Source organism: Jeotgalicoccus marinus DSM 19772, assembly GCF_000425825.1.
In the GTDB taxonomy this organism is placed as follows: domain Bacteria; phylum Bacillota; class Bacilli; order Staphylococcales; family Salinicoccaceae; genus Jeotgalicoccus; species Jeotgalicoccus marinus.
On the sequence record NZ_AUEE01000009.1, the window covers coordinates 48,623 to 69,304 of the forward strand.

Consider the following 20,682-nt stretch of genomic DNA (forward strand, 5'->3'; position numbering starts at 1 on the left):
ATGCTTAATTTGAATGTTCATAGTGCATTTGACTTTTTAAATTCAAATATAACGCTAAATCGTTTGTTAGAAACGCTTAAAAACGATGGCCAAACTGCAGTCGCAGTGACGGACTTCAACCGAATGCATGCAGTCTACCAGTTTATGAAAACGGGGCAAGAGGAGAATATCCATGTTGTGCCAGGAATAGAAATTCTAGCAGAGGATGGCTTAAATGGTATTCCCTTAGTTTTATTAGCTAAAAATGTGGAAGGGTATTTAGAACTCGTCCGTTTAAGTGCGATGTTGTCATATAAAGATATCGAAAGGACACCACTCGCTTACCTTATTAATAATATAAGAAACTGTATTGTGATTGGTAAGACACAGTCTAGTGTTGAACTATTAGCAGAACTTAGAACGAGTGATGAAGATCAGTATCTTTCCCACCAAGTTGAAGGACAATATAAAAAAGTTTATATTCAGGCGAGTCATTACGTAAATCGTGATGAGCGCGGGGCATTAAAGGTATTAAATGCGATTCGTGATAACGAAAAAATCAGCGCAGACTCTATACATTCCTTGAGTGGAAATGACTGTATTCAAGTATCTACAATGCTAGATGACCGTGCAGCCTCTTTTTTAAAGAATAACGAAGAAATATTCAATAAGTGTCAAGTGCCACTTCCTCAGGTTGAACATACCTTACCTGTCTTTGACAATCCTTATGATGAACCATCTAAAGACTACTTGTGGCGCGTGTTGATGGAACGTTTTAAAGCGCTCGGACTAGATAAGAGAGGCTCTGTATACAAAGAGCGTTTGAAATATGAGTATGATGTCATTGTCTCTATGGGCTTTGAAGACTACTTTTTAATCGTACAAGATTTGGTGGCTTTCGCTAAGAATCAAGGCATCTACGTTGGCCCAGGTCGTGGATCTTCATCTGCCAGTCTCGTTTCATTTACCCTAAATATTACTGAAGTTGATCCGATTGAGCATCAGCTCTTGTTTGAACGGTTTTTAAATCCAGAACGTGTCAACATGCCAGATATAGATATCGACTTTGAAGATTCAAGACGAGATGAAGTTGTCACTTATCTGATTGAGAAATACGGCCAGATGCAAGTCGGTAATATCGTAACCTACGGGACACTGAGTGCAAAAATGGCAGCCCGTGATGTTGGTAGAGTGCTCGGTTTTACTGAAGATGAATTAAAATTAATGTCCAATTTAATTCCTTCGGAATTAAATGCAACTTTAAATCAAGCTTTCGATACAGACCGTTTTAAACAACTAGAAGAGAATGACAGTAAATATAAAGTTTTAAAAGAAGTCGCCTTAAAAATTGAAGGGCTGCCAAGACACACCTCCACACACGCTGCTGGGATGGTGTTAAGCAGTAAGAAATTGACCGACTCTGTGCCAATTATTTTTGTTGACCAGCATGTAATGACCCAGTGGCCAATGAAAGATGTTGAGTCTGCTGGGCTCTTAAAAATTGACTTACTTGGCCTTAAAAACTTATCGCTTATCCGATATATGATACAGGGCGTTCACCGTCACGATAAAAACTTTTCTCTAGATGACATCAAAGAAGATGCGCGTGTTTACAAGATGTTATCCCTTGGCATGACCTTAGGCATATTCCAGTTAGAGTCAACTGGAATAAGACGTGTGATTGAAAAATTTAAACCAGAGAGTCTTAGTGATTTAGCCGCAGTACTTGCCCTCTATAGACCGGGTCCAATGAAAGAAATAGATAATTTTATATATCGTAAAGAAAATCCGAAAACAATCGCATACCCACACGAAGACTTAAAGGAAATATTAAAAGAAACATTTGGTATCATCGTCTATCAGGAACAGATTATGCAAATTGCTGGAAAGATTGCAGGCTTTAGCTATGGACAAGCAGATATATTAAGACGTGCCATGAGTAAAAAGGACAAGAATATCTTAGCTGAAGAGCGTGAACACTTTATAAATGGCGCCTTAGATCAAGGATACAGTCAAGCGTTGGCAGAGCAGATATTTGAATTGATTATGGAATTCGCAAATTACGGTTTTGTAAAAAGTCACGCGGTTGCCTATAGTAAAGTGGCTTATATTATGGCTTACATTAAATTACATTATCCATCGATTTTCTATTCCGTAATATTGACGCATCACCGCTCTAATGAAGATAAAATTAAGCAAGTTTTAAGTGAAATCAAGATGATGAAAATTAATATTCTTCCACCTGACATCAATCGTTCCCAATGGCAAAATATCGAGAGCGATGGTATCCTTCTCGGATTTTCAATGATTAGTGGAATTTCAAAACTACTCTATGATGCCATACAAAAAGAACGTCAAAACGGTAATTTTACAGATATATTTGATCTTGTTAGCCGCGTAAATTTCAAATTCAATGAAAAAATATTGAGAAACTTAATTGTTTCAGGTGCACTCGATTCATTTAAAGAGAATAGAAAAACTATGTTACAAACCATACCGAATGTACTCAATAATGCAGGTGACGAATATCATCATGAATCATTTTTAAGTTCTCTTGGGTTTAGTATTAAAAAAGATTTCCATTATACAGATGAGATGTCTCAAGGTGAAATAATTCAAGGTGAGAAGGAGACACTCGGTTTTTATATTTCCGATCATCCAGTCTTACTGAAGCATCAAGCTTTAGAATATATCCCTTTCTCATTTATTCAACAGCATAAAAAACACGCGAGTTATCTTTTGTTTATCGAAGAAGTTAAAACCATCAAGATTAAGAAAAGTGGTCAGAACATGGCCTTCTTAACACTATCAGATGGGTATACATCAATAGATGGTGTTATATTTGCTAAGGAATATTTTAAATATCATCCTTTACTGAATGAACCCATTGTGGTCGCAGTGGCAACCATGGGTGAGCGTAACGGTAGGGATCAACTCGTCATCGATCGCTTGTACACACCTGAAACATATAAGGACGCTTACATTAAACGGACCAAGAAAATTTATATTAGAAATCTACAAAAAAGTGATATTGAACCATTTCTTTCAGCTGAGGGGATACCGGTTCTAGACTTTGAACGTCATTCAAGGATTGGTTATATAGAGGCAATAAATATCAGCGGATTAATTGATACAATTGATTATGAAAATTTCAGATTAATCGTATAAATATATTGTAAAACGGGTAGGTTAGTGATAATATACCGTGGTATGACCACTATAGGAGGAAATGATTTGTCACTTAAAAGCGATGCATTAGAACTACACAAAGTTAACCAAGGAAAATTGTCCGTAAACTCAAAAGTTGAGATTAAAGATAGACAAGCACTATCCCTTGCATATTCACCTGGCGTAGCTGAACCTTGTAAGGAAATTTACGAAGACGAAAGAAAGATCTTTGACTATACAATTAAAGGTAATACAGTTGGTGTTGTTACAGATGGGTCTGCTGTACTAGGCCTTGGTAATATTGGTGCTTCTGCAAGCTTACCAGTGATGGAGGGTAAGTCTATCCTTCTGAAAAATTTTGCAGGAGTGGATTCATTCCCAATTGCTCTTAAAACAAATGACGTCGATGAGATTGTTAATACTGTGAAATTGATGACACCAGTATTTGGTGGAATCAATTTAGAAGATATCTCAGCACCGAGATGTTTTGAAATTGAAGAACGTTTAAAAAAAGAAGTCGATATTCCAGTATTCCATGATGATCAACATGGTACTGCAATTGTGACTTTAGCTGGTTTAATTAATGCGATTAAGCTGACTGGTAGAAAATTATCTTCAATCAAGGTTGTACTAAACGGAGCAGGTGCAGCTGGTGTGGCAATTGTTAAGCTCTTACACAGCTTTGGTGTAAAAGATATGATTATGTGTGATTCACGTGGTGCAATTTATGAAGGTCGTCCAAGTGGTATGAATCCTATAAAAGAAGAAGTCGCTAAATTCACTAACATAAATAACATTGAAGGGAATTTAGTCGATGTGATCGAGGATGCTGATGTATTTATTGGTGTGTCAGTCGAAAATGCAGTAACTAAAGAAATGGTTCATTCTATGAAGGAAGATCCGATCATCTTTGCAATGGCTAACCCAACACCAGAAATTATGCCAGATATTGCACATGAAGCAGGTGTTAAAGTAATTGGTACGGGGCGTAGTGACTTTCCGAACCAGGTTAATAATGTGCTCGCTTTCCCAGGTATCTTCCGTGGTGCCTTAGATGTACAGTCGACGCATATAAACGAAGAGATGAAGAAAGCGGCAGTGTTAGCAATCGCAGATATAGTAACAGACGAGGAGTTAAGTCCTGAATATGTGATACCGGATGCTTTTCACCCAGAGGTGGCACCTACTGTTGCAGAAAAAGTGGCAGAAGCTGCTATGAATACTGGGGTTGCCCGTATCAAGGTTGAGCCTGGTGAAGTATATGAAAAAACAAAAAAATTAATAAGTGAGTTATCAGTGAACTAATGGAAAATAAAAAAGGTCTCGAAACGATTCTAGAAGAAATCGACAAAATCATCGAAGATCAAAACATCGGTATCGGCGAGAAGATACCAAGTGAAAGATATTTAAAAGAACGACTAAATGTAAGTCGGCAAAGTGTCAGAGAAGCTCTAAGAGCCTTAGAACTCATAGGTGTAATCTATGTTAAAAGAGGCGAAGGGACTTACTTAGCTAATATTGACAATCATCAACTGTATAAATTAATTGCAAAGTATTTAATCCATACTGAAAAACAGTATGAGGAGCTTAATGAACTCATGCATATGATCGATTTTTATTACGAACATAAATATCAGGGTATGAAGAGGGTAAAAGACGACGATAATCAAATCGTGCGTAGAATTTATTCTTTACTCGAAAAATATGCAGACAGACATAAGGCGTGATTTAATGAGGTGTAGGAATGCTAAGAGATATATTTTTTAAGTTAAATAAAAAAGCGACAGATGAGCAGGGCAAAGACGGTTTAATAGAGCAAGAAAAAATTATGACCAAATGTCCAAATTGTAAAAAGATATTGTATTCTAAAGATCTTCACAAGCGTTTAAACGTATGTTCTAATTGTGATTATCATTTACCGATAACCAGTACAGATCGAATGGAAGCTTTACTGGATGTCGATACTGAGGAACGTCTTTTTGAAAATGTGACTTCTTCAAACCCGTTGAAGTTTCCTAATTATGATGAAAAACTAAAATCTGATAAGGAAAAAACAGGACTCAATGAAGCCCTTGTCGTTTCCCATGGGAAGATTATGGGCAATGATGTTGTTGTCGCAATAATGGACCCTAGATTTAGAATGGGGAGTATGGGTTCAGCATTAGGGGAAAAGCTTGCACGTAGCTTTGTCTATGCAACAGAGCATAGACTACCTGTCATTGTCTTCACTGCAAGTGGTGGTGCGAGAATGCAAGAAGGTATTCTTTCCTTAATGCAGATGGCTAAAGTCAGTGTCGCTTTAGAAAGACATAGTGAGGCTGGGCTCTTGTATATTTCATATATGACAAACCCGACTACTGGTGGCGTGTCGGCATCATTTGCCTCTGTTGGTGATATTAATATCGGGGAGTCAGGTGCCCTAATCGGCTTCGCTGGCCGTCGTGTTATTGAAGAAACCATAAAAGAAAAATTACCTGATGATTTCCAGACTGCTGAGTTCCTACTCAAGCATGGTCAATTAGACGAGGTCGTTAACCGTACCCATATGAAACGCTATCTCGGTACAATCTTAAAAATGCATAAAGAGGTGGTGTAAATATGGCTTTTGACTTTGAGAAACCTATTGGTGAGCTAGAAAATAAAATTAAAGAACTTGAAAAATACGCACATAAAAATAAATTAGATTTAAAAACTGAAATTAGCTTTTTGGAGAAGAAAGTGAAGGATAAGAGAGCGGAAATATATTCAAATCTAACACCTTGGCAACGTGTCGAAATTGCAAGATATATTAAACGTCCAACTTCTAAGGAGTACATTGCTGCTTTATTTGATGATTTTATCGAGTTAAAAGGTGATAGAGCTTATAGCGATGACAATGCGATTATTGGTGGTATTGCAATGTTCAATGGTCGCCCTGTGACAGTGATCGGTAACCAAAGAGGGATGGATACTAAGGACAACATTGCCAGAAACTTTGGTATGTCACATCCAGATGGTTATAGAAAAGCGTTAAGATTGATGAAACAGGCAGAGAAGTTCAATCGTCCGGTCATTTGCTTTATTGATACGAAAGGCGCTTACCCAGGTAAGGCAGCTGAAGAACGTGGACAAAGTGAATCTATTGCAAGAAATCTCGTTGAAATGGCAGGACTCACTGTACCGGTGATTAGTATTGTTATCGGTGAAGGTGGTTCAGGTGGTGCTTTAGCACTCGGTGTATGTAATCAACTGTACATGCTTGAGAACTCGACCTACTCAGTTATTTCACCAGAAGGTGCGGCATCAATTCTCTTTAAAGATGCATCACTAAAAGAAATCGCAGCAGAATCACTTAAGATCACAGCGGATGATCTTCTAGAATTAGGTGTCAGTGATGGCACGATTGAAGAACCTCCAGGTGGGGCACATAACGATAAGACTTTTGTGTTCAATGAAACTGAGAAAGTACTGAAAAATGCCCTAGAAGAATTGACACAACTCGATGGTGAACACCTTGTAAATCAAAGATTCGAAAAATATATGGCAATTGGTCAATACGAAGAATAATGAGTCGATTTTATTAATAATCCGTACGTTATTAAGTTTGAGTATAAGAAGCTCTAACATTTAACGTATGGATTTTTAATTTTATATTCTTAAGAATAGACCACACTTAAGGTCTGTGCTATGTTTAAGATGACTAAGAAATGGGTGATTCTATTGAAGAAGATTGCAGTATTAACAAGTGGTGGAGACGCACCTGGTATGAATGCAGCCATCCGTGCTGTGGTGAGAAAAAGCATCTATGAAGGTCTTAAGGTCTACGGCGTATCTCATGGATATCAAGGCTTAATCAATGGGGATATAAAAGAGATGTCACTGGGTGATGTAGGCGATATTATACATAGAGGTGGTACGGTCTTATATTCAGCCCGGTCTGAAGCCTTTAAGACAGTTGAAGGACAACAAAAGGCGGTTCAAAATCTAAAGGATTTTGGTATTGAAGGCGTTGTTGTCATTGGTGGTGACGGGTCTTACAGAGGTGCAAGTGTACTTTCAGACTATGGCATCAAGGTCATTGGCATTCCTGGAACAATTGATAACGACATTCCCGGTACAAATGAAACAATAGGTTATGATACGGCATTAAACACCATTGTAGACATGATCGATAAAATCCGTGATACTGCCACGAGTCATGAACGGACCTTTATTGTTGAAGTGATGGGAAGAGATTCTGGAGAACTTGCCTTAAATGCTGGATTAGCAGCGGGAGCTGAAACAATTTTTATACCTGAAAGAAATACGAAGATGTCTGATGTGGCGGACAGAATACAGGCAGGGCTCGACCGAGGTAAGAAACATTCCTTAATAATTGTTGCAGAAGGCGTAATGACTGCAGAATATTGTAGCGTGGAGTTAGTAAAGTATATTAATATAGAAACTAGGTTAAGTGTACTTGGACATATTCAACGTGGTGGTAAACCTTCTGCAAAAGATAGGGTACTCGGTTCACGATTTGGTGCATATGCGGTAGAGTTACTACTCAATGGACAAAGTGAAATTGGGACTTGTATCAAGGACAATCAACTATCTACGGTCACACTCAACTATGTACACGAGCATGAAAAATCTTATGATAATTCTATTTATCAGCTTTCAAAAGAACTATCAATCTAGGGGGAAACTATAATGAGAAGTACTAAAATCGTATGTACAATTGGACCTGCTTCAGAATCTGAAGAAAAGCTTGAACAAATTATTTTAGCCGGTATGAATGTGGCACGTTTGAATTTTTCACATGGTGACCATGCGGAACATCTTGCACGTATTGAAACGATCCGTAAAGTTGCTAAAAGGCTGGATAAAACCGTCGGGATCTTATTAGACACCAAAGGTCCTGAAATTCGTACACACAGTATGGAAAATGGTTCAGTTGAACTAGTAAAAGGTGAAACAATTGAAGTTTCGATGACTGAAGTGTTAGGTAATAAAGATCGCTTCTCAGTTTCTTATGAAGGTTTGATTGATGATGTTCAGCCTGGCGACTTTATTTTACTCGATGATGGCTTAGTTGAACTACAAGTCGAGAGTATAAATAAAGAAGAAGGTATTATTACAACGACGATAAGAAATAATGGTATTTTGAAAAATAAAAAAGGCGTAAACGTGCCTGGAGTTAGTGTGAACTTACCTGGTTTAACTGAAAAGGACAAAGCTGACGTCAAGTTTGGTATCGAACAAGGCGTTGATTTTATTGCTGCAAGTTTCGTACGTCGTCCACAAGACGTATTAGAAATAAGAGAATTACTTGAAACGCATCAAGGTGAATACATTAAAATTATTCCTAAGATTGAAAACCAAGAAGGCATTGAAAACATTGATGAAATCCTTAAGATTTCAGACGGTCTCATGGTTGCTCGTGGGGACTTAGGTGTAGAAATTGCACCGGAAACAGTGCCGATGAAACAAAAAGAATTGATTAGGAAATGTAATCTAGTCGGTAAACCAGTAATTACAGCTACACAAATGTTAGATTCGATGCAACACAATCCACGTTGTACACGTGCTGAAGCAAGTGATGTTGCGAATGCGATTTACGATGGTACAGATGCTGTAATGTTAAGTGGTGAAACAGCTGCTGGAGATTATCCAGTTGAAGCGGTACAGACAATGGCGAAGATTGCTGAGTCCTCTGAACAAGCACAAGATTACAAGAAATTATTATCTGACCGAACAAAATCAACACAGACAAACATGGTGACTGCCTTAGGCGTATCTGTGGCACATACTGCATTAAACTTAAGTTGTAAGGCGATTGTTGCAGCAACAGAAAGTGGTCACACAGCGAATATGATTGCGAAATATAGACCACATTCAGATATCGTTGCGGTAACACCTTATGACCATGTAGCTAGACAGCTAAACTTAGTATGGGGTGTGCATCCAATTGTTAAGGTGGGTCAAAAGAATACAGATGATCTATTAAATACTTCAGTAACTGCTACGCTTGAAAAAGGTTATGCAAATGAAGGTGATTTAATTATTATTACTGCAGGCGTACCAGCAGGTCGAGCAGGTACAACTAACTTAATGAAACTTCACGTCGTTGGTGATACATTGATTAAAGCACAAGGTATTGGTACGAAAAGCGCAGTAGGAGAAGTTGTTACAGCTCGTAATTTCAGTGAATTAGAGAAGAAAGATACGACAGATAAGATTGTCGTTGTTCAATCTGTCGATGCATTGATGACACCGCTGTTAATTAAAGCAGCAGGGCTTGTAACTATAGAAGGTGGACTGACAAGTCAAGGTGCAATCGTTGGCTTGAACCTAGAATTACCAACTATTGTCGGTGCGACTGATGCCTTTGATGTCTTACAAGATGGAATGCTTGTGACACTTGATAGTGAACAAAGCGTCGTCTATAGTGGACATGCACACGTGTTATAAAGATTAGAGGTGTAAGAGATGAAGAAGACGCTCAGTATATTATTTCTTAGCATGTTCCTTTTAGCTGGATGTAATGCAGGTGGGAATAATGGAGAACAAGAGAACAGTGAACAAGATGAATCAGCAAATGATGCTGAACAAACAGAAGAATCCGCTGGCAATGACGGTGAGATAACAGCAGACCAACTGATTCAAAATGCCGTCAGTAACAGTGAAGGTGTTTTATCTTACACTGGGAATCAGGAATTCACTGTAGAACAAGGTGAAGAGACTACAAGTTTTCAAAGTGTCATCAATTATGATGATCAAAATGAGATGAAACTATCGGTTGATCATGATGGACAAGTGACATCTCACTACATGATTGACGGTTCACATTATATTTATGACAACAATCAATTAAACGAAATGGACAGTACAGATTCATTAGAAGCGAATAGCTACGAGGCGGTAGTCAGCAGTTTATCTGACTATCCAGCTGGGGAGTTAAGCAGTCTAGAAGAAGGCTATGCGATTACTGTCAACATTGATGATATGTCTACCATAGAACCACTTTTAAACGAAAGTACGAGTGAAATCGCATCATCATTTGACAGTGTTAATGGGACACTGCAGTTGTACTTTGATGCAGAAGAACGCTTTACCGGTAGTCAGTTAGAAGCGACCGTTACAGGAGAAGGCGAAGAAGCGACAATTCAAGCAGCTGCTGATTATACAAATATTGGCGGCATCGAGGCAATCGAAATTCCACAAAATTTAAATGAATAGGTTATTTGATAGGTAGGACTCTTTTGAGCTCTACCTTTTTTGTGTTTAGGTGATTATCGAGAGTATCGGGTCGCTGTGGTATTGACAGCGGACCGCTAGCGAAATATCGGCTCGTTGTAGTACTGACAGCGGTCTGTTAGCTGAGTATCGGGTCGCTCTGATATTGACAGTGGACCGCTACAAAATAACAACTTCAAAATATAAACTTATTCTTATTTATTATTATAAGATAATTAATTTCAACTTATGGATGTGTTAAATTAAATATAATGGGTATAGAAAACAAGAAGTGATAAGTGTTGACGAGTATTTTTGAATATTATTTCACAAAAATGATTGAAATTACTCGAATATCATAACTGTCACAATTTTGTTATACTTGCCTTAAACATTCTGTTGCATATATAGGAGGGGGATTTATGACTGGAAACAGCGGTTTAGAAGGTGTTGTAATTGGTGAATCTAGAATCAGTTCAATTATCGGCACACAGCTGACTTATTGCGGTTATGAAATTGATGATTTAGCAGAAAATGCAGAATTTGAAGAGGTTGTCTACTTATTGTGGCATGATAAGCTACCAAATTCTGAAGAGTTATCAAACTTTAAGAAGGAATTGTTTAATCATGCACATCTTACGGATGATGCAAAAAACTTCTACAAAACTTTTGTAGATAAATCAGTCCATCCGATGAGTGCTTTACGTACGGCAGTTTCATTATTATCTCATACGGATGAACGTGCAGAAGAACAAGTTGAGGAAGCGACTTTACTTAAAGCAATTCGCATTCAAGCGAAGATTCCTTCAATTGTTGCGGCTATCGCACGTACGCGTCAAGGGTTAGGTGTAATTGATCCGAATCCGGATTATGGTTATGCAAAAAACTTCTTGTACATGTTAAATGGAGAAGAGCCGACTGAAGTACAAATTGAAGCGATGAACAAAGCGCTAATATTACATGCAGACCATGAAATTAATGCATCAACATTTGCAGCTCGTGTCATCGTTGCTACACTATCAGATATGTACTCAGGTGTCACTGGTGCAATTGGTGCACTTAAAGGACCATTGCATGGTGGAGCCAATGAGAAAGTGATGGCGATGCTTGAGGAAATCGGTTCTCTAGATAAGGTCGATGACTATATCGAGGAAAAATTAGCAAACAAAGAAAAAATTATGGGTATTGGTCACCGTGTTTATAAAGATGGTGACCCACGTGCGAAGTATCTAGAGGATATGGCACGCCGTCTTACTGAAGAAAATGGAGAACCTGAACTTTACGAAATGTCAGTTAAAATTGCAGAAATTATCGAACGTGAAAAAGGGCTCTTACCAAATGTGGACTTCTTTAGTGCTTCGGTTTACCACTCTTTAGGTATCGAACATGAATTGTTCACACCAATCTTTGCGGTAAGTAGAACTTCAGGTTGGATTGCTCACATTTTTGAGCAGTATGAAAACAATCGTTTAATCCGTCCACGTGCGGAATACAACGGTCATACAGATAGAAAATACGAACCAATCGAAAACAGATAAGATACGGGGGTAAAAAAATGGCAGGAAAAAAGATTGAAACTAAAAATGGTGTATTAAATGTACCAAATGAACCGATTATACCTTTCATCGAAGGTGATGGAATTGGACCAGATATCTGGGCAGCAGCAAGTCGTGTAATCGATGCAGCTGTTGAAAAAGCTTATAATGGTGAAAAGAAAATAGAATGGACAGAAGTACTTGCTGGACAAAAGGCATTTGACCAAACTGGTGAATGGCTACCTCAAGAAACTTTAGATAAAATCGATGAGTACCTCATCGCAATTAAAGGACCGTTAACTACACCAATCGGTGGTGGTTTCCGTTCTCTAAACGTAACATTACGTCAGGAGTTAGACTTATTCGCTTGTCTACGACCAGTTAGACATTACAGTGGTGTACCATCTCCGGTTAAACACCCTGAACACTGTGATATGCAAATCTTTAGAGAAAATACTGAAGATATTTACGCAGGTATAGAATTTAAAGAAGGTACGCCAGAAGTTAAAAAAGTTATCGACTTCTTACAAGATGAAATGGCTGTTGAAAATATTCGTTTCCCAGAATCATCTTCAATCGCAATTAAACCAGTATCAAAAGAAGGTACTGAGCGCTTAGTACGTTCTGCTATTAACTATGCGATTGAGCATAACAAACCATCTGTTACACTTGTTCATAAAGGTAACATCATGAAATTCACAGAAGGCGGATTTAAGAACTGGGGTTATGAACTCGCACGTACTGAATTCAAAGATCAGACATTTACTTGGGCTGAATATGATGAAATTGTAGAAAAAGAAGGTAAAGATAAGGCGAACGAAGTTCAAGACCAAGCGGTTGCTGACGGCAAGATTATCATTAAAGATTCAATTGCCGACATCTTCTTACAACAGATTTTAACGCGCCCTAAAGAGTTCGATGTTGTTGCAACAATGAACTTAAACGGGGACTACATTTCTGATGCACTTGCTGCACAGGTAGGTGGTATCGGTATTGCACCTGGTGCAAACATTAACTATGAATCAGGTCACGCAATCTTTGAAGCGACTCACGGTACTGCACCGAAGTATGCTGGACAAGATAAAGTAAACCCATCATCTGTTTTACTTTCAGGTGTGTTGATGTTAGAACACTTAGGTTGGCAGGAAGCTGCTGACTTAGTGAACAAAGCCATTGAAAAAACGATAGCTAAAAAAGTTGTAACTTACGACTTTGCTCGTCTAATGGACGGCGCAACAGAAGTTAAGACTTCTGAATTCGGTGATGCATTAATTGAAAATATGTAATCTTCATTGAATTGTATAGAACTTCATATTATACTTGAAAGGGCTGTCATGGGATGACAGCCCTTAATTTATTTTATCAAATGGGAGGATTATTCTCGTGGAAGATTCAAACAAGAAACATGGATTGTTTCAGAAATTCCTAGATTTTGTCGAGTGGCTCGGTAATAAATTACCACATCCAGTGACTTTATTTATCTTGCTTGCTTTACTTACTTTAGTCGCTTCGACATTATTTTCTGTCCTAGGTGTATCTGTTACACACCCAGGAGAAGGTAACGAGACGGTTACTGTTAACAACTTATTAAACGCTGAGGGTATCAGTTACATATTTGAAACGATGACTGATAATTTCATAAATTTCGCACCGCTTGGTGTAGTATTAATGACGATGCTTGGTATTGGTGTTGCTGAGCGTTCTGGTTTAATCGGTGCCGCTTTAAAAGGTTTTGTGTTATCGATTCCAAAAAACTTAATTACTGCAGGTCTAGTGTTTGCAGGTATTATGTCGTCAGTAGCGTCTGATGCTGGTTATGTTGTTTTACCACCACTTGGTGCACTACTCTACCTTGCTTTAGGTAGACACCCACTAGCAGGCTTAGCAGCTGCATTCGCCGGTGTATCTGCAGGATTCTCTGCAAACTTACTCTTAAGTGGTACAGATGTAATGCTCGCAGAAATTACTGTTGCAGCAGCATCAGTAATAGATCCAGCATACGCAGATACGATTAATGTCGCGATGAACTGGTACTTCATTGCTTTAAGTGTGTTCTTACTGACATTAGTCGGTTGGTTTGTATCTGCTAGAATTGTTGAACCACGTTTAGGTTCATTCAAAATGACTAAGGAACAAGAAGAAGAGTTAATGGGTGAAGAAACTGATGATATGCAGACACTTAAACCGGTTGAGAAAAAAGGTTTAATCTGGGCTGGAGTATCAGTAGTTATCAGTTTTGCCTTAGCCTTACTATTAGTTGTTCTACCAAACTCACCAATGCGTGGATCAGATGACTTAGGTAACTACATGGATACGATTATCCAATCACCATTCATGAGTTCACTTGTACCAATTATTGCGATACTTTTCTTCGTTCCAGGTGTCGTGTACGGTATCGTAACGAAGAGTATTAAAAACGATAAGGACGTAGCCGGTCAAATGAGTGATACGATGGCGTCTATGGGTATGTTTATTGTTTTAGCATTTGCAGCAGGTCAGTTTGTTGCATACTTCACAGAATCTAACCTTGGAATCGTAATTGGTGTTTACGGTGCTGAATTATTAGAAAGTATGAACTTAACGGGTATTCCACTCTTAGTTGGCTTTATGTTAATTACAGCACTAATTAACCTGTTCATTGGTAGTGCAAGTGCGAAATGGGCTATGATGGCACCAATCTTCGTACCAATTCTAATGCAATTGGGTTACTCACCAGAGATGACGACGATGGCATATCGTGTTGCAGACTCTAGTACAAACATCATTACACCATTGATGACGTACTTTGCAATTATTATTGCCTTTGCTCAAAAATACGATAAGAATATCGGTATCGGTACATTGATTTCAGTGATGTTACCATACTCAATTTTCTTCTTTGTATTCTGGGCAATCATGTTGATAGTATGGAGCCTACTTGGTATGCCACTCGGTCCAGATTCACCAATACTTTACTAACATAAATATGTTACTTATAGTAGATGTTATGAATGCACCTCTTGTTTAATACAGGAGGTGTATTTTTATTTGGCTAAACCCTATAATGAACGGTATACTTTAAAGTAAGAATGCAATTCAAAGGAGACTATTATGGCGAAATTAATTCTCATGGACGGTAACAGTATCGCATTCCGTGCATTTTACGGATTGCCACTGTTAACGAATAAAAGTGGCTTGCATACCAACGCTGTATTTGGCTATGCACGCCTCTTAGAAAAAGTAATCAAAGAAGAGAATCCAGACTATTTCTTAGTGGCATTTGATGCCGGTAAGTCTACTTTTCGACATAAGCAATACGAGGAATATAAGGGTGGCAGACAGAAGACACCACCTGAATTAGGGGAACAGTTTGCGCCGATTAGAAAGTTAATTGATGCATATGGTATAAAACGTTTTGAACATGAAGACTATGAGGCCGATGATATTATTGGTTCATGGACCAAACTTGCAGATGAAGCAGGCTTTGAAACGATTGTCATAACAGGTGATAAGGACTTAACTCAACTCGCATCTGATCATACTAAAGTTTACATTACTAAAAAAGGTGTCACGGACATTGAAGTATATACACCTGAACAAGTTGCGGAAGTGTATGATGGTTTAAAGCCAGAGCAAATCATAGACTTAAAAGGATTGATGGGAGATAAGTCAGACAATATCCCAGGTGTGCCAGGTGTAGGGGAGAAGACAGCAGTCAAACTCTTGAAAGAACACGGTAGTGTTGAAAATGTAATAGAAAATTTAGATCAGGTCACTGCTAAAAAGTTAAATGAAAATTTAAGCAACAACAAAGATATCGCCTTATTAAGTAAGGAACTTGCTACAATATATCGTGAGATGACTTTTGACTTTAACCTTGAAAGTCTGAAATTTAAAAATGAAGATTCAGAAGAGAAATATGACTTGTTTAAAGAGATGGAGTTCAATTCGCTCTTAGATAATATGGAAGCGACAGAAGTCGATGAAGTTGAAGCTTTTACTGCAAAAGAAACAGATCATCTTAATGACTTTTCAAAAGATATCAGTGTATTTTTAGAAGTTCATGGTGATAATTATATTAAATTAAAACCGGAATTTATCAGTATTACAGATGGTGAACATGTATTTGTAAAAGCTATTTCAGAAATCGATAACAAAGCTTTGGCTGAGTTTTTACATTCTAGGGAATCCGTAAATACCTATGATTTAAAAAGACAAATCGCACTTTTACATCACTTAGATATTGATTTTGAGGACTTTACTGAAGACATAATGCTCGCTAGTTTTCTCATTAATCCATCTAAGAAAATCATCGATGTTGCTGAAACAGTTGCGGACTTTAACATTTCTATCAATAGCGATGACTTCCACTACGGTAAGGGCCGTAAGAAAAAGACACCGACAGAAGAAGAAACGCTTAACTTTTTAGCGGATAAGGTCCAAGCCATTCATCAAGTTAAAAATGTAATGACTGATAAGTTAAAAGCTGATGAGATGTATGATTTATGGCATGATCTTGAAATTCCGCTATCTAAAGTATTAGTTCAGATGGAATTAAAAGGTATAAAGGTAGAAAAAGAGCGCCTAGAAAAAATGGAGGCAGAACTTGCCGGTCAGCTAGAGGAAATTGAAGCTAAAATATATGAACTTGCTGGTGAGACTTTCAATATTAATTCTCCAAAACAACTCGGTGTTATTCTATTTGAGAAGCTCGAATTACCTGTAATTAAAAAGACAAAGACCGGTTATTCAACGGCAGTGGATGTACTTGAACAACTACAAGATAAGCATGAAATCATTGAATACATCTTACACTACAGAACGATTTCCAAGCTACAGTCTACCTATGTTATTGGTCTGCAGAGTGAAGTTTCTGAGGACGGTCGCATTCATACGCGTTTTAACCAGACCTTAGCTCAGACTGGACGCTTATCTAGTATTGAACCAAACCTACAAAACATACCGATTCGTTTAGAAGAAGGTAGAAAAATTAGACAAGCCTTTGTGCCAAAACAGGAAGGTAATGTCTTACTCGGACTCGACTACTCGCAAATTGAGTTGCGTGTACTTGCCGCAATTACTAAAGATGAATCAATGATGGAAGCCTTTACCAATGACATTGATATCCATACGAAGACTGCCATGGAGGTCTACGGCGTTGATTTAGATGATGTTACGCCTCTCATGAGAAGAAATGCTAAAGCAGTAAACTTTGGGATTGTTTACGGTATTAGTGACTATGGACTGAGTCAAAATCTTGGTATTACAAGAAAAGAAGCTGGGCAGTTTATTGAGACATATTTGAATTCATTTAAAGAAGTGAAGACCTTCATGCATGATGTGGTTCAAGATGCGAAAAGAGATGGTTATGTAACGACTCTCTTACACAGACGCCGCTATTTACCTGATATAAATAGCCGTAATTTTAACGCGCGGTCATTTGCTGAAAGAACAGCAATGAATTCACCGATTCAAGGGTCAGCTGCTGATATTATTAAACTTGCAATGGTCAAGTTTGCTAATAGTGAAGCAGCGAAGGACTTTGATGTTGAATTGCTCTTACAAATCCATGATGAATTGATCTTTGATATTCCAGAAGACCAAGTTGAAGCATTCATACCAATAATTACTGAAATTATGGAAGATGCTTTAGATATTGGTGTACCACTGAAAGTGGATGCGGGCTATGGTAAAGATTGGTACGAAGTAAAGTAGGTGTAGCAAATGCCGGAATTACCGGAAGTTGAATTGGTAAAAAGAGAATTAGACCCCATACGTAGTCTAAAGATTAATGATGTAGAATTATCTCAGTATATTTATAATGGATACGTGAGTGGAAAGCGGACGATTGTTAAAGAGGACTTAGATCACTTTATAAACAAAGTAAAAGGTAAGACGATTATTCATACTGGTCGGCGTGGTAAATATCTGTACTTTTTATTATCAGATGAATATGAGACGACCCATCTGGTCAGCCATTTGGGAATGTCAGGTGCCTATTTTGTAGTGAATCAGCTTGATGATATTCAAGAGATTAACTTCAAAAAACATGCTCAAGTTATTTTCTCACTTGATAACGGACAAAAATTGATCTACTCAGACATTAGACGATTCGGTGAGATGCATACGCATGATCAGTTAAGTGAGTTTCCTCCATTTATGAGAATGGCACCAGAGTATACTGATGAACATAGTCAGGCACACTTTATAGAGACCTTAAGAACGAAGCGATTTAGTGAAAAAGCTATAAAAGCAGCAATTATGGATAGTAGTGTGATTCCAGGTGTCGGTAATATCTACGCCGTTGAAAGTCTGTACTTAGCGCATATTTTACCGACTAGAAAGGTTAAAAACGTTTCAAATAAACGACTGAATGAACTTTTCGATAAAATTACTGAAGTCTTTGAACTTTCCTTATCACACGGGGGTTCAACGATTTCTGACTACCGCAGTGTTACAGGTGGAAAAGGTGAAATGCAGCACAGTTTCAAGGTGTACGGGCGAGACACTTGTCCGCTTGGTCACCCTTTAAAAACGAAAGTGATCAATACTAGAAACACATACTATTGCACAACTTGTCAGAGGTGACCGAAATGTATAAAGTAATTGGCTTAACTGGCGGCATTGCGAGCGGTAAAACGACGGTCAGTAACTACTTAAAAGATCAAGGATTTACTGTGCTTGATGCTGACGTTTACTCCAGAAAGACAACTGAAAAAAATGGGCCTGCAATTCCCGAAATCATTGAAGAATTTGGTGAAGATATCGTCGATGAGTCAGGGAATTTAAACCGAAAAAAACTTGGTAACATCATCTTTAATGATGAGGGAAAGCGGAAGAAATTAAATGCCATTGTACATCCTTTAATTCGTCAGATGATGAATAGTGACGAAAAGAAATTTAAAGAAAAAGGTCATGTCTTTTTAGATATTCCACTCTTATTTGAAAATGGTCTCGATTCACGATGCGATCTTATCCTAACGGTTTACGTGGACCGAGAAGTTCAAATTGAGCGTCTAAGTGAGAGAAATAATCTCAACCGCTCCGATGCGGTCTCAAGAATTGATAGTCAGATGCCTTTATGTGATAAGGCGAGTAAAAGTGATATCGTCTTTGACAACAACGGTACACTTGATGAGTTGTATGAACAGGTTAATAAATTTTTAGAGACATTAAAAACTATGTGAAAACGCGTTCAATGATAGCTTTAAATGTGTTATACTATTTATGAAAAATGAACTTTTAAAGGAGCTCTAGTGATGAAAAAAGTTGCAATTAATGGTTTAGGTAGAATTGGTAGAATGGTCTTCAGAATCGTTAGCGAATCTGAAGAACTTGAACTTGTTGCAGTTAACGCGACACACCCTGCAAGTACTATGGCACATCTTATTAACTACGATTCAACTCATGGTAAATGGGACAAGCATGTTGAAGTTTCAGGCGACAACTTACTTGTTGGTGGTAAAGAAGTCATTGTTACAAGTGACCGCAATCCTGAAAACTTACCATGGAAAGATCTTGGCATCGATGTTGTTATTGAAGCAACAGGTGTATTTAACCATGGAGACAAAGCACAAGCACATATTACTGCGGGTGCTAAAAAAGTCTTACTTACAGGACCATCTAAAGGTGGTAACGTACAAACACTCGTACGCGGTGTAAACTGTGCGACTTTAGATACGTCATCATATGATGTTTTCTCAAATGCTTCATGTACGACGAACTGTTTAGCACCAGTTGCTAAAGTATTGAACGATGAGTTTGGAATCGACAATGGTCTCGTGACAACAGTTCACGCTTATACAAATGACCAACAAAATCTCGATAACCCGCACAAGGACTTACGTCGTGCGCGTTCAGCTGCAGAGAATATTATTCCAACATCAACAGGTGCTGCAAAAGCAACTGCACTTGTTTTACCTGAACTTGAAGGTAAATTAGATGGTATGGCACTTCGTGTACCTGTACCAAACGTATCACTTGTTGACCTAGTTGTAGATCTTAAAAAAGAGGTCACTAAAGAAGAAGTCAATGAAGTATTCAAAAAACATGAATCAGATCAAATGAAAGGTATTCTTGGTGTAAGTGAACAACCATTAGTATCTAGAGATTTCAATACAGATCCACGTAGCTCAATTGTTGACGCTGACCTTACAATGGTTATGAATGGTAACAAAGTTAAAGTACTTTCATGGTACGATAATGAGTGGGGCTACTCAGTGAGATGTGTTGAACTTGCTGAAATGATTGCTAAAGATATTTAACAAATTCGACATGGGAGAGCAGCTGAGACTGCTCTCTTTTTTTTGTTATAATAGAAGTAACAAATAACGGAGGTAGAGACATGAAACTTATCAATTCAGACGGTCAGAATACAGTACTCGAACTTAATGAATCCAGTGTGACTTATAAGGATGATACTTACGATATCATCATCTACGACGGTGATATTTCACAAGCTGGTCACATTGCGACGAATAACTTTGTCGTAAAACCGGATCGTGTTGAGACACTCATTGAACGCTTCTCTAACCGTAAAGGAAACGTCGACAATTACCAAGGGTTTACTGGCTTCATGCTCATTAAAAATGAACAAAAACTCACTGTTTTAACAGGCTGGAAGACAATAGAAGACTTCAATGCTTGGGTGAATTCTGAAGCCTTTCAAAACTCTCATGTTAAGAAAGAAAATCGTGTTAAAGAAAAAGGTAGTGAGCATCTAGAAGCAATGCCAGTTAGAGAAAATTACACAGTAGAAGCTTAAGTATTACTTACAAACGGTAAATTCCGAGGTGCTCGGTGTTTATCGTTTTTTACTTTTTAA

At 38.0% G+C, this 20,682-nt stretch carries 16 protein-coding genes; all 16 read left to right on the top strand.

Features of this window, described 5'->3' with window-relative positions:
* The 16 genes from H624_RS0106410 (at position 1) to H624_RS0106485 (ending at position 20,622) form a co-directional block, all read left to right on the top strand.
* Positions 1-3,147: a DNA polymerase III subunit alpha gene (locus H624_RS0106410; protein ID WP_026866855.1), complete on the top strand. Its 3,147-nt coding sequence runs from the start codon at positions 1-3 to the stop codon at positions 3,145-3,147.
* A gap of 66 nt (positions 3,148-3,213) precedes the next feature.
* On the top strand, positions 3,214-4,452 hold the full coding sequence (gene ystJ, locus H624_RS0106415; protein ID WP_026866856.1) for an NADP-dependent malic enzyme: 1,239 nt from the start codon (positions 3,214-3,216) through the stop codon (positions 4,450-4,452).
* Positions 4,452-4,874, top strand: coding sequence for a FadR/GntR family transcriptional regulator (locus H624_RS11720; protein WP_035856296.1), 423 nt, complete (start codon positions 4,452-4,454; stop codon positions 4,872-4,874). The genes ystJ and H624_RS11720 overlap by 1 nt, the downstream gene beginning before the upstream one ends.
* Positions 4,875-4,891: 17 nt before the next feature.
* Entirely contained in the window at positions 4,892-5,743 is an 852-nt protein-coding gene (gene accD, locus H624_RS0106425; protein WP_026866857.1) for an acetyl-CoA carboxylase, carboxyltransferase subunit beta, read from the top strand.
* Between the two features lie 2 nt (positions 5,744-5,745).
* Entirely contained in the window at positions 5,746-6,693 is a 948-nt protein-coding gene (locus tag H624_RS0106430; RefSeq protein WP_026866858.1) for an acetyl-CoA carboxylase carboxyltransferase subunit alpha, read from the top strand.
* 153 nt (positions 6,694-6,846) lie between these two features.
* The gene (pfkA, locus tag H624_RS0106435) at positions 6,847-7,806 is read left to right on the top strand and encodes a 6-phosphofructokinase (protein ID WP_026866859.1); all 960 of its coding nucleotides are present in this window, start codon (positions 6,847-6,849) and stop codon (positions 7,804-7,806) included.
* 12 nt (positions 7,807-7,818) lie between these two features.
* Positions 7,819-9,579 (top strand): pyruvate kinase, encoded by a 1,761-nt coding sequence (gene pyk / locus H624_RS0106440; RefSeq protein WP_026866860.1) that lies wholly within the window; start codon positions 7,819-7,821, stop codon positions 9,577-9,579.
* A gap of 18 nt (positions 9,580-9,597) precedes the next feature.
* Entirely contained in the window at positions 9,598-10,347 is a 750-nt protein-coding gene (locus H624_RS0106445) for a putative periplasmic lipoprotein (RefSeq protein ID WP_026866861.1), read from the top strand.
* Between the two features lie 419 nt (positions 10,348-10,766).
* The gene (gene citZ / locus H624_RS0106450) at positions 10,767-11,882 is read left to right on the top strand and encodes a citrate synthase (protein ID WP_026866862.1); all 1,116 of its coding nucleotides are present in this window, start codon (positions 10,767-10,769) and stop codon (positions 11,880-11,882) included.
* Positions 11,883-11,899: 17 nt separating this feature from the next.
* Positions 11,900-13,165 carry an NADP-dependent isocitrate dehydrogenase gene (gene icd, locus H624_RS0106455; protein WP_026866863.1) on the top strand — a complete coding sequence of 422 codons (1,266 nt, stop codon included), beginning with the start codon at positions 11,900-11,902 and terminating at the stop codon, positions 13,163-13,165.
* A 97-nt stretch (positions 13,166-13,262) separates the two neighbouring features.
* Positions 13,263-14,837, top strand: coding sequence for an AbgT family transporter (locus H624_RS0106460; protein WP_026866864.1), 1,575 nt, complete (start codon positions 13,263-13,265; stop codon positions 14,835-14,837).
* Between the two features lie 132 nt (positions 14,838-14,969).
* A complete protein-coding gene (gene polA / locus H624_RS0106465) occupies positions 14,970-17,573 on the top strand; it encodes a DNA polymerase I (RefSeq protein WP_026866865.1) in 2,604 nt (867 codons plus the stop codon).
* Positions 17,574-17,582: 9 nt separating this feature from the next.
* Positions 17,583-18,446: a bifunctional DNA-formamidopyrimidine glycosylase/DNA-(apurinic or apyrimidinic site) lyase gene (gene mutM / locus H624_RS0106470; protein WP_026866866.1), complete on the top strand. Its 864-nt coding sequence runs from the start codon at positions 17,583-17,585 to the stop codon at positions 18,444-18,446.
* 5 nt (positions 18,447-18,451) lie between these two features.
* Positions 18,452-19,045 (top strand): dephospho-CoA kinase, encoded by a 594-nt coding sequence (coaE, locus tag H624_RS0106475; RefSeq protein WP_026866867.1) that lies wholly within the window; start codon positions 18,452-18,454, stop codon positions 19,043-19,045.
* 69 nt (positions 19,046-19,114) lie between these two features.
* Positions 19,115-20,122, top strand: a complete 1,008-nt coding sequence (gap, locus tag H624_RS0106480) for a type I glyceraldehyde-3-phosphate dehydrogenase (RefSeq protein ID WP_156889157.1) — start codon at positions 19,115-19,117, stop codon at positions 20,120-20,122.
* An 80-nt stretch (positions 20,123-20,202) separates the two neighbouring features.
* Complete coding sequence (locus tag H624_RS0106485) at positions 20,203-20,622, top strand: antibiotic biosynthesis monooxygenase family protein (protein ID WP_026866869.1); 420 nt, start codon at positions 20,203-20,205, stop codon at positions 20,620-20,622.
* Positions 20,623-20,682: the final 60 nt, after the last annotated feature.